The organism is Phytohabitans houttuyneae (assembly GCF_011764425.1).
In the GTDB taxonomy this organism is placed as follows: domain Bacteria; phylum Actinomycetota; class Actinomycetes; order Mycobacteriales; family Micromonosporaceae; genus Phytohabitans; species Phytohabitans houttuyneae.
In genome coordinates this window covers 991746-1003062 of sequence record NZ_BLPF01000001.1, presented here as the reverse complement: position 1 = coordinate 1003062, position 11317 = coordinate 991746, and the positions used below count along the sequence as shown (strand labels likewise).

Annotated in this window: 6 protein-coding genes and 3 pseudogenes; 4 read left to right on the top strand and 5 right to left on the bottom strand. The window is 71.5% G+C overall.

Annotated features, from left to right (window positions below):
* Positions 1-127: 127 nt before the first annotated feature.
* A complete protein-coding gene (locus Phou_RS04680; protein WP_173053852.1) occupies positions 128-919 on the bottom strand; it encodes an SAM-dependent methyltransferase in 792 nt (263 codons plus the stop codon).
* Between the two features lie 158 nt (positions 920-1077).
* Between Phou_RS04680 and polA the strand changes: the two are divergent.
* Positions 1078-3767 (top strand): annotated as a pseudogene (polA, locus tag Phou_RS04675) (DNA polymerase I).
* A gap of 202 nt (positions 3768-3969) precedes the next feature.
* Here the strand turns inward: polA and Phou_RS04670 are convergent.
* Both Phou_RS04670 and Phou_RS04660 read right to left on the bottom strand, forming a co-directional pair.
* Positions 3970-4479, bottom strand: a complete 510-nt coding sequence (locus Phou_RS04670; RefSeq protein WP_173053850.1) for a DUF1269 domain-containing protein — start codon at positions 4477-4479, stop codon at positions 3970-3972.
* 88 nt (positions 4480-4567) lie between these two features.
* Positions 4568-5610 (bottom strand): annotated as a pseudogene (locus Phou_RS04660) (AI-2E family transporter).
* 84 nt (positions 5611-5694) lie between these two features.
* Here Phou_RS04660 and Phou_RS50905 point away from each other — a divergent pair.
* Positions 5695-6276, top strand: coding sequence for a DUF7144 family membrane protein (locus Phou_RS50905; RefSeq protein ID WP_218578735.1), 582 nt, complete (start codon positions 5695-5697; stop codon positions 6274-6276).
* Between the two features lie 4 nt (positions 6277-6280).
* On the opposite strand, the pseudogene Phou_RS04650 reads toward Phou_RS50905, so the two are convergent.
* A pseudogene (locus tag Phou_RS04650) lies at positions 6281-7080 on the bottom strand (class I SAM-dependent methyltransferase).
* A 271-nt stretch (positions 7081-7351) separates the two neighbouring features.
* Between Phou_RS04650 and rpsA the strand changes: the two are divergent.
* On the top strand, positions 7352-8848 hold the full coding sequence (gene rpsA, locus Phou_RS04645) for a 30S ribosomal protein S1 (RefSeq protein ID WP_173053844.1): 1497 nt from the start codon (positions 7352-7354) through the stop codon (positions 8846-8848).
* Between the two features lie 160 nt (positions 8849-9008).
* A complete protein-coding gene (gene coaE, locus Phou_RS04640) occupies positions 9009-9860 on the top strand; it encodes a dephospho-CoA kinase (protein ID WP_173053842.1) in 852 nt (283 codons plus the stop codon).
* On the opposite strand, the gene Phou_RS04635 is transcribed toward coaE, so the two are convergent.
* Positions 9841-11295 (bottom strand): hypothetical protein, encoded by a 1455-nt coding sequence (locus tag Phou_RS04635; protein ID WP_173053839.1) that lies wholly within the window; start codon positions 11293-11295, stop codon positions 9841-9843. The genes coaE and Phou_RS04635 overlap by 20 nt on opposite strands.
* Positions 11296-11317 lie beyond the last annotated feature (22 nt).

The window sequence follows — 11317 nt, the reverse complement described above, 5'->3', positions numbered from 1 at the left end:
GGGCCGGCGGGCGGAGCGTCCTGCGGACCGAGCGCCGGGTCTACCGGGCCGAGCGCTGCGCGGGCCAACCGCTCCCGTGCCAGCCGCGCACCGCGAACAACCCACCACCGCCGCAGGCGGCCGAGGGTCAGGGCTTGCGGCCCACACCCGCAAACGAAGGCACCATCTCCGTGACGTCATCGTCGGCGCGCCACTTCGCCGGGTCAACAAGGCCCGGCTCCACGAGCTCCAGCCCATCGAAAAAGGTCGCGATCTGCTCGCGGTCGCGCAGTGCCACCGCATTGGCCTGCGTGTACCGGTTGGCGACCTCCTGCTGCTCGGGCGTCACATTCGGGATGGTGGCCACCTGCGAGATCCCGATGTAGCTGCCCGGCACGATCGCGTCGCGCAGGCGGGCCACGATGCCGGCCGGGTTGTCGGCGTCCGGCACGAAGTGCAGGACGGCCACGATCAGCACGGCGACCGGCTGGGTGAAGTCGAGCGCGGCGGTGACGCGCGGGTCTTTGAGGATGGCGTCGGGGTCGCGGATGTCGGCCTGCACCACCGTGACGCGCTCGTCCCCCTCGACGATCGCCACGCTGTGTGCCACCGCCACCGGGTCGGCGTCGACGTAGACCACCTTCGCGTCCGGCGCGACGTGGTGTGCCGCCTCGTGGACGTTACCGACCGTGGGGATGCCGGAGCCCAGGTCGAGGAACTGCCGGATGCCCGCACCCGCCAGGTACTCCACCGCGCGGCGCAGGAAGCCGCGGTTGGCGTGCGCGGCCAGGCGGATCTGGGGGCCGACCGCGAGCACCTGCTCGGCCATCTGCCGGTCGATCGCGAAGTTGTGCAGGCCACCGAGCATGTAGTCGTAGATCCGAGCGGTGCTCGGACGCTCCAGGTCGACCTCGGGTGGCGCCCAAGCCGGCCGGTCCATCGCGTCGCCTCCTCGCTGTGCCCACTGCGCTCGTCCGCCGTCGTGGCCGTGGCCATAGCTCGCTCGTGCCACCGTCGGCGCTTCACCTTACGGGGTTCGCAGCCGCCCGCGCGTGCCCGCCGAAGGAGTGTCGGGGGTGCGGACTAGAGTCGCTTTCTGTGACAGAGTCCACGCCGCGCCTGCTCCTGCTCGACGGGCATTCACTCGCATACCGGGCGTTCTTCGCCCTGCCCGTGGAAAACTTCTCGACGGCCACGGGGCAGCCGACCAACGCGGTCTTCGGCTTCACGTCGATGCTGATCAACATGCTGCGCGACGAGCGGCCCACGCACATCATCGTGTCGTTCGACGTGTCACGGCAGTCGTTTCGGACAGAGAAGTACACGGAGTACAAGGCGGGGCGCTCGGAGACACCCGCGCCGTTCCAGGGCCAGGTGAGCCTGGTCAAGGAGGTGCTCGGCGCGCTGCGCATCCCGATCGTGGAAAAGCCGGGCTACGAGGCCGACGACGTGATCGGCACGCTGACCAAGCAGGGCCGCGAGGCCGGCATGGAGGTGGTGATCAGCACCGGCGACCGCGACGCGTTCCAGCTTGTCGAGGATCACGTGACGGTGCTCTACCCGGTGCGCGGCGTCTCCGAGGTCTGGCGGATGGACGCGGCCGCGGTCGAGGCGAAGTACTTCGTGCCCCCTCGCAGTACCGCGACAAGGCCGCGCTGGTCGGCGAGACCAGCGACAACCTGCCCGGCGTGCCCGGCGTGGGCGACAAGACCGCCGCCAAGTGGATCAAGGAGTACGGCGGGCTGGAGGGCGTCATCGCCAACGCCGACAAGATCAAGGGCAAGGCCGGCGACAACCTCCGCGCGCACCTGGCCGACGTGATGCGCAACTACGAGATCAACCAGCTCGTGTGCGACCTCGAGCTGCCGCTGCGCCCCGAGGACGCCCGCTGGCAGGGGTGGGACCGCGAGGCCGTGCACCAGGTCTTCGACGCGCTCGAGTTCCGGGTGCTGCGCGAGCGGCTGTACCAGTACCTTGACGCCGTCGAGCCGGAGGCCGAGGCGGGGTTCGAGCTCGACGGCTCGGTCCTGGGCGGCGGCGAGGTGTCGGGCTGGCTGGAGACCTACGCGGCGGCCGGTGTGCCGCTCGGCGTCGCCGTCTCCGGCCGCTTCGGCCGCGGCACCGGCGAGCTGACCGGCGTCGCCCTGGCAAACGGCGAGGGGGCGGCCGCCTGGTTCGATCCGGCCGAGCTCGACGAGGGCGACGAGGCGGCGGTGGGCGCCTGGCTCGCCGACGAAAAGCGTCCCAAGGTGATCCACGACAGCAAGCCGGCGCTGCTCGCCTTCCGGGCCCGCGGCTGGCAGCTGCGCGGCGTCACCCGCGACACCGCGATCGCGGCCTACCTGGCCCGTCCCGACCAGCGCACCTACGACCTGACCGACCTCGCCCTGCGCTACCTGCACCGCGAGCTCAAGGTCGACGCCCCGGACAACGGCCAGCTCACGCTCGAAGGGCTCGGCGACGACGGCGAGGCGGTCGAGCAAAACCTGATGCTGCGGGCGCGCGCGACGCTCGACCTCGCCGGCGCGATCGACGCCGAGCTGTCCCGCGACGGCGAGCTGTCCTCTCGGCTGATGGCCGACGTGGAGCTGCCGCTTGTCGAGGTGCTCGCCGAGATGGAGCGCACCGGCATCACGGCCGACACGGAATACCTCTCCGACCTGGAGAGCAACTTCGCGGCCGAGGTGAAGGCGGCCGCCCAGGCGGCGTATTCGGTGGTGGGGCGCGAGTTCAACCTCGGCTCGCCCAAGCAGCTGCAGGAGATCCTCTTCGGCGAGCTCGACCTGCCGAAGACCAAGCGCATCAAGAGCGGGTACACGACCGACGCCGACGCGCTGCAGGGCCTCTTCGCGCAGACCGGCCACCCGCTGCTGGAGCACCTGCTGCGCCACCGCGACGTGGCCAAGCTCAAGTCCACGGTGGACGGTCTGCTCAAGTCGGTCTCCGACGACGGCCGCATCCACACGACGTACTTCCAGACGGTCGCGGCCACCGGGCGCCTCTCGTCCACCGACCCCAACCTGCAAAACATCCCGATCCGCACCGCCGAGGGGCGGCGCATCCGGCGCGCGTTCGTGGTCGGCGCGGGGTTCGAGTGCCTGATGAGCGCCGACTACAGCCAGATCGAGATGCGCATCATGGCCGACCTGTCAAAGGACGAGGCGCTGATCCAGGCGTTCAACTCCGGCGCCGACTTCCACGCCGCGACCGCCTCGTCGGTCTTCTCGATCCCGCTGGAGGAGGTCACCGCCGACCACCGCCGCAAGATCAAGGCGATGAACTACGGCCTCGCCTACGGCCTCTCCGTCTACGGCCTCTCCCAGCAGCTCAACATCCCCACCGACGAGGCCCGCGCGCTGATGGACGAGTACTTCGAGCGCTTCGGCGGCGTCCGCGACTACCTGCAGGCTGTCGTGGGGCAGGCGCGGCAGGACGGATACACGCAGACGATCCTGGGCCGCCGCCGCTACCTGCCCGACCTGATCAGCGACAACCGGCAGCGCCGCGAGATGGCCGAGCGGATGGCGCTCAACGCGCCCATCCAGGGCTCGGCCGCCGACATCATCAAGGTCGCGATGCTCCACGTCGACCGGGCGATCCGCGAGGAGGGGCTGCGGTCGCGGATGCTGCTGCAGGTCCACGACGAGCTGGTCTTCGAGGTCGCGACGGGGGAGCGCGAGGCGATGGAGGGCCTGGTCCGCCGCGAGATGGGCAACGCGCATCCGCTGTCAGTGCCGCTGGAGGTCTCGGTCGGCGTCGGCCAGGACTGGAACAGCGCCGACCACTGACGCACCGCGGCGCCCGCCGGCGGGAGCCGGGTTACAGGACGGTTCTTGTCCTGATTGCGGTGAGCTACCGCGGCGTCCGTCGTGGTCCGGACCGTTGCTCCCGCGGCCTCACCCTCCGCGGGCCTCACCCGTCCGGCGCGAGGGCGGCGGGTGGAAAGCGAAGGGGGCGCGCTGGCCGCGCGCCCCCGCAGTCCGCTGGGGTCTATGCCACCGAGGTGGCCGGGCGGGAAGCCTCGATCGCCGCCTTGAGCTGGGCTTCCGCTTCCGCGCTGAGGGAGGTCTGCAGCAGTTCGCCGCCGTACTGCCCGCGCATCTGCTCCAGCACCTTGTCGGTGGTGACGGTGCGGACCAGCAGCACCAGCGCGGCGCCGCCCTGGGGGAGCTGCTCGCCCAGGCGCCGCATGAAGCCGTCGTCCACGCCGGTGTCCACGGCCTTGCCGGCCAGCGCGCCGGTGCCGGCGCCGATCGCCATGCCGAGGAGCGGGGCGAGGAAGAGCAGGCCGATCAGGCCGCCCCACAGCGCGCCGCCGGCCGCGGCCGTGCCGACCGTGCCGCTGGTCTGGTGCAGCTTGATCTTGCCGTCGGCCTTGCGTTCGACCACGACGGCGTCGTCGAGCTGGATGAGCATCTGTTTCTGTAGTTCGCCGAGCTTGGCCAGCGCGGCCTTGGCCGCCTGCGGGTCGGGGTAGCCAACGGCGATGAGGTCACTCATGCGATCACCCTTTCGTGAGCATTCCTCCCGTATCCTGGCGTCCGACTTGCTAGTTACGCACCGGTATACGGAATTTGGGTAGCGAACTTCAACGCGCGTCCTGCCGGGGCAGCCACACCTGGCGGACCACGATCTGGGCGGCCGCGTACACCGGGACGGCCACCAGCGCGCCGAACACGCCAGCGATCGCGGTACCCACCAGCACGCTCAAGATCGCGGCGAGGCCGGAGACGCGCACCGCCTGGCGCATGACCCGGGGGTAGATGAGCCAGTTCTCGATCTGCTGGTACACGAGGAAGAACGCCACCGCGGCCAGCGCCAGCGCCAGGCTCTCCGAGAGCGCGACCAGCGCCACCACCGTGGCGGCCAGCGTCGCGCCGACCTGGGGATCATGTCGAGCGCGGCCACCACGAGGGCGAGCACGAGTGGGTACGGGACGCCGGTGACAAGCATGAACAGCAGCGCGGTCGTGCCGGCGCAGGCGGCCACGGCGAGTACCCCGACGACGTAGGCGCCGATCTTGGTGAGGATCTCGTCGCCGATCTCGGCGGCGCGCCCGCGCTGGCTGCGGGGGAGCAGGCGGAGCCACGCGCGGCTCAGGTGGTCGAAGTCGGCGAGCAGGTAGAGCGTCAGCGCGAGGGTGCTGAACACGCCCACCGCCACGCCCGCGACCGCGCTGGCACCGCCGAAGACGCCGCTCGCCACGTCGCGGATCCGGTCGGGCGTGAGCACCTGCTGGAGCGAGTCGACGAGGTCGTCCTGCTGGGTGCCCTTCAGGCCGTCGAGGTAGCCGGAGAGCGCGTTCAGCAGGCCGTCCACCTGGTCGACCACAAACGGCACGAACGTGAGCATCGCCACCACCACGAGCCCCAGCGCCACCACCAGCACCACCGCGACCGCGGCGCGGCGGGGCATCCCGCGGCGGCGGAGGGCGAGCACCGCGCGGTTCTGGGCGACGGCGAGCAGGGCGGAGGCGAGCAGGATGACGATGATCGAGGTGATCTCGGCGAGCGCGCGGTACCCGAGGTACGCCACCAGCGCTCCGGCGCCGGCCAGCAGCCCGAACCGGAACGGGTGAACGGACGCCTGCGCGACCAACCGCGACCCCCGGCGGCCACGCGGACGGACCATGATCGCAGCCTAGTTTGCCTTTCGCCCTTATTACCCCGGTCTGCGTATCTATGGTGAGGGGATCGAGGAGGAAGCGAGGAAGTCATGGCTAAATCAAGCGCGTCCCGCTCCTGGGCGGTCGGGGGGCTTGTCTTCGCCGCCACCATGATGATCATGTTGGGGATCTGGGAGGTCTTTGTCGGCATCGCCGCGATCGTCAACGACGAGTTCTTCGTCGTGGGACCCAACTACACCTACGACATCGACACAACCGCCTGGGGCTGGATCCACCTCATCCTCGGCGCGCTCGCGGCCCTCGCCGGGTTCTTCCTGTTCACCGGCGCCACCTGGGCACGGGCAGTCGGCATCGGCCTGGCCGCCCTTGTCGCGATCAACAACTTCATCTTCCTGCCGTACTACCCGCTGTGGTCGCTGGCCATGATCGCGCTCGCGGTCTTCGTCATCTGGTCGATGGCCACCGCACGCACGGACCGGTTCGACGACTCGATCACGGGCGAGCGTTCCGGCTACTACAGCAACGCCGGCGGCGAACCCCGCCCGGCGCCGGACCGGTGGCCCACCAACCGCCCGGCCGGCCAGCACCGCACCGACCAGCCCGCGCCGAACGGCCAGACCGCGAACGGCGTCGAGCAGGTCACCGAACACCCACCAGTCGGCCGAGGCTAGTGCCCTAGGCCTTCTCGCAGCAGAAGATGGCGGTGCCGGGGAAGAGCCGGCCGCGCAGCGGGCTCCACTGACCCCAGAGCTGCTCGTGGCCGGCCGGCCACTCCGGCTCCACCAGATCGCGCAGCACGAACCCCGCGGCGACAAGCTCGCGCAGCCGGTCGCCGAGGGTGCGGTGCTGCTCGACGTACGTGGCCTCGCCGTCCGCGTCCCGCTCGACGTAGGGGGAGCGGTCGAAGTACGAGTGGACGGCGAGCAGGCCCCGCTCACCCGGGTCGTCGAGAAATATCCACCGCATCGGGTGAGTGACCGAAAACACCCATCTCCCGCCGGGGCGCAAAACGCGGGCCACCTCGCGCATCAGGGCCCCGAGTCGGCCACGAACGGGACGGCGCCGAACGCGGTACACGCCACGTCGAACACCCCGTCCCGGAACGGCAGGGCCAGCCCGTCGGCCTGGAGCAGCGGTACCCGTACCCCCGAAGCCTCGGCGGCGGCCACCGCGTGCCGCAACATGCCGGCGGACAGGTCCATGGCGACGGTGTCGGCGCCCTCTTTTGCCAGCCAGCGGGCGGCGGAGGCCGCGCCGCAGCCCACCTCGAGCACGCGGCGCCCGGCCACGTCGCCGAGCAGGCGGGCGTCGGCCTCGCGGAGGCCCTCGGGGCACCAGACGAAGTCCACCTCGCCGAGGAAGGCACCGTGTTCGGCCTGGTAGTTGTCCGCGTCGCCGTCCCACCAGCCGCGGTTGGCGCGGCGGGCCTCGGCGTCGGTCACCGGGTGGCGGGCGACCCGGGCGTCCTCCTCGATCACGGGCGCAACATTAGTACGGCCCCGGCGAGTGGGACATTTTCGGCGATTGGCGACACGCACACATCTGGCCCCGGTAGGGCTTGCACGCTGTGGTAATGCGCACGGTAAGCTAGTCGATGCACTCGCGGATCGTGACCTCGGCAGGGAGCAGGTCCGCGGTCGGCGGACACATCTTGCAGATCATCAACGATGCTGAGCTGTGCCCGGCGGCGGGTCCGTGGGCGCAGCAGGGTCCCCGCGACACCATCCGTTCGGAGCAACAGTCCACATGACGAGCAGCATCGAGGCCACCTCGAGCGCCAACAAGGTCACCGTCGACGACCTCGGGTCCGAGGAGGCGTTCCTCGCCGCGATCGACGAGACCATCAAGTACTTCAACGACGGCGACATTGTCGAAGGCACCGTCGTCAAGGTCGATCGGGACGAGGTCCTGCTCGACATCGGCTACAAGACCGAGGGCGTCATCCCCTCGCGCGAGTTGTCGATCAAGCATGACGTGGACCCCGCTGAGGTGGTGTCGGTCGGTGACCACATCGAGGCCCTGGTCCTCCAGAAGGAGGACAAGGAGGGCCGCCTGATCCTCTCGAAGAAGCGGGCGCAGTACGAGCGCGCCTGGGGCACGATCGAGAAGATCAAGGACGAGGACGGTGTCGTGCGCGGCTCCGTCATCGAGGTGGTCAAGGGCGGTCTGATCCTCGACATCGGGCTGCGCGGCTTCCTGCCGGCTTCGCTGGTGGAGATGCGGCGCGTGCGCGACCTGCAGCCTTATGTGGGTCGTGAGCTCGAGGCGAAGATCATCGAGCTGGACAAGAACCGCAACAACGTGGTTCTGTCCCGCCGCGCGTGGCTGGAGCAGACCCAGTCCGAGGTGCGCACCGAGTTCCTCAACAAGCTGCAGAAGGGCCAGGTCCGCAAGGGCGTCGTGTCCTCGATCGTCAACTTCGGCGCATTCGTCGACCTTGGCGGCGTGGACGGCCTGGTGCACGTCTCCGAGCTGTCCTGGAAGCACATCGACCACCCGTCCGAGGTCGTCGAGGTGGGCCAGGAGGTGGAGGTCGAGGTTCTCGACGTCGACCTCGACCGCGAGCGGGTCTCGCTGTCGCTGAAGGCGACGCAGGAGGACCCGTGGCGGCAGTTCGCCCGCACCCACGCGATCCAGCAGATCGTGCCGGGCAAGGTGACCAAGCTGGTGCCGTTCGGCGCGTTCGTGCGGGTCGACGACGGCATCGAGGGCCTGGTCCACATCTCCGAGCTGGCCGAGCGCCACGTGGAGATCCCGGAGCAGGTGGTGCAGGTCGGTTCCGACGTGATGGTCAAGGTCATCGACATCGATCTGGAGCGTCGCCGGATCTCGCTGTCGCTGAAGCAGGCCAACGAGGGCTTCGTCGAGGGCGAGGAGCACTTCGACCCGACGCAGTACGGCATGGCCGCGACCTACGACACCGAGGGCAACTACATCTACCCCGAGGGCTTCGACCCGGAGACGGGCGAGTGGCTCGAGGGCTTCGAAAAGCAGCGTGAGGAGTGGGAGCGGCAGTACGCCGAGGCCCGCCAGCGCTGGGAGGCCCACACCAAGCAGGTGCAGACGGCGCGTGCCGCCGACGTCGAGGCCGCCGCGGCCCCCGCTCCGGCGGGTGGCGCGAGTGGTGGCGGTGCCCCGCAGGCTTCGGCCGCGCCGGCCCGCCAGGCCGAGGAGCCCTCGGGCACCCTGGCCACGGACGAGGCGCTCGCCGCGCTGCGCGAGAAGCTGGCCGGCGGCAAGTAAGGATCGACAGGACGGGCCCCGCCGCGCGAAGCGCGGCGGGGCCCGTCTTTGTGCGGCGCCACAACTCCCCCGGCGGTTGATCAGGACCTGGTGGCGCGACGCGCCGACCGACACGCCCACCAACTCCCTGATCAACCGCGGGACGGGGGAGGATGAGAGCGTGCTGCTGATCGGGCTGACCGGGGGGATCGGGGCGGGCAAGAGTGCCGTCGCGGCCCGCCTCGCCTCGCATGGGGCCACCGTCGTGGACTCGGATCGGCTGGCGCGGGAGGTGGTCGCGCCGGGCACCGAGGGGCTGGCGGAGATCGTCTCGGCGTTCGGCGACGGGGTCCTGGGTGCCGACGGCGCGCTGGACCGGCCGGCGCTCGGCGCGCGGGTCTTCGGCGACGAGGAGGCCCGCCGGCGGCTGGAGGGGATCATCCACCCGCGGGTCCGGCAGCGCTCGACCGCGCTCATCGCCGCCGCGGCACCCGACGCCGTCGTGATCAACGACGTGCCGCTGCTGGTGGAGGTGGGGCTCGCGCCGACGTACCACCTCGTGATCGTGGTCGACGCGTCCGAGGAGACCCGCGTGCAGCGGCTGGTGCGCGACCGGGGCATGACACCCGATCAGGCGTACGCGCGCATCCGCGCCCAGGTGGGCGACGCCGAGCGGCGGGCGGCCGCCGACTCGCTGCTGCGCAACGACTCCAGCCTCGACGACCTGCGCACCCGCGTGGACGCGCTCTGGCACGAGCGGCTCGCGCCCTTCGAGGAGAACGTCCGGCTCCAGCGCGTCCCCTGCCCCGGCGCGTCGACCTCGCCGGAGGACTACCCGCGGATCGCCGCCCGCCTGGCGCACGTGCTCGGCACCGACAGTGTGTCGCTCGACGGTGGGGTGGTGCGGGTGGAGACCGACCGGGCGGAGGCGCTCGGTCCCGCCGGCTTCCCCCCGCTGCCCGACGGCCGGGGCCACGGCAGCGCCGACCCCGGCCGTCCGGCCCGCATCGCCATCACAGGCGCGGGCGGCTGAGCGTCGGTACGTCGCCCGGCGTGATGTCCAGCTGGGCGAACGCCCCGGTCCGCGTCCGAAGCTCCAGCCGCCGCAGCACGCCGGCGCGGTCCATCCAGTAGCGGATCCGGGCCGCGCCGCGCGCACCGCCGACGTCGGCACCCTTTGCGATCTCGTACACGTTGACCGGCCCGCCGCCGAGCGTGTCCCGGCGCAGCCACAGCGCCGCCTCGCGCAGCGCCTGGGCGTCGTCCTTCCCGGTGCCGCTGACCGCGAGCGCCTCGTTGAGCAGCAGGTCGAGGTCGAGACCGCCGAGCGCGTCGCCGCGCGCCGACCACGGGATCGCCTGCCAGCCACCGGACGGTGGTGGCAGCGGCGGGAGCTTTCCGGCGGTGAAGCCGTCGTTCCGCACGGTCACGCCGGTGCGGTTGGCGCGCATGAGGACGCGTTCGTCCTTCTTGTCCATGTCGTACGCGCCGATGTACGCCACCGTCTCGCGCCAGTCCAGCCACCCGGTCGCGAGCAGCATGCCGGCGGGCAGCATCGGCACCGTGAGCGTGATCCGGCCGCCGCCCGCGGCGCGGTTGCGCTGCCGCATCAGGGCGAGCGCGGCCGCCTCGTCGGGGGTCACCTGGCGCGGCTTGGTGGAGCGGCCGCCCAGCGCGTCGATCGCCACGAGCTCCGGCCGCTCCTCGCGGGTGAGGTCGACCTTGACGGGCAGGTCCTTGGTCAGCAGCGCCTCGAAGCGGTGCAGGCGCCCGTCGCCGTCCAGCCAGTACCGCACCGCCCCGCCCATCGCGGCCAGCGAGTTCGGCCCGGGGGTGGGGGAGGCCGGCCCGACCGCGCTGCGCTTCGGCGACGGGCTGGGGCGCAGGCTCCGGGTGGGCGTCGCGGTCGGCTTGGGCTGCGGCGGCACCGCCGGGCCGAGCAGCACGTCCACCGTCCTGTCGGCGATGCGGTCGGTGCCCAGCCAGCGCGAGTCGCTCCGGGCGAGCAGTTCGGCCTGGTCGGGCTTGTCGCTCGCGATCGCGAAGAGCAGCGCCACGAAGGAGTCGATCGGCGCGGGGTGGGCGCTCGTCGCGGTCGACGGGCGTACCCGCCAATCCTTTCCGGGCGGCGCCTGCGGCGGAAGGCCGCCGTCCGCGCGACCCGGCCTTGTCGCGATTATTCCGGGTACCGCCTGGAGCAGCCCGTCGTCCGGACCCGGCGCGGGCGCCGTGGCCGCGAGGTACGCCAGCGGCCGCCGCCAGTCGATCCACCCGGCGAGCTTGATCTCCGCGCCCGGCTTGCCCAGCGTGGCCCGCACGCCGACCCGCCCGTCCTTGAAGTTGCGGGCGCGCATGCCGGCCAGCCGCTCCGCCTCGGACGCGGACAGCGGGCGGGCCTCCACCAGCTTGTCGGCCGGGGTGCAGGAGACGAGTCCGGTGGTGAGCCCGGCGGCCGATCCGGCGGCCACGCAGACCAGGGCAGCGAGCGCG

Coding starts and splice junctions, on each gene's coding strand:
- Phou_RS04680 (WP_173053852.1), bottom strand. CDS start 919: ATGGACCGGCCGGCTTGGGCGCCACCCGAGGTCGACCTGGAGCGTCCG.
- Phou_RS04670 (WP_173053850.1), bottom strand. CDS start 4,479: ATGAGTGACCTCATCGCCGTTGGCTACCCCGACCCGCAGGCGGCCAAG.
- Phou_RS50905 (WP_218578735.1), top strand. CDS start 5,695: ATGGCTAAATCAAGCGCGTCCCGCTCCTGGGCGGTCGGGGGGCTTGTC.
- rpsA (WP_173053844.1), top strand. CDS start 7,352: ATGACGAGCAGCATCGAGGCCACCTCGAGCGCCAACAAGGTCACCGTC.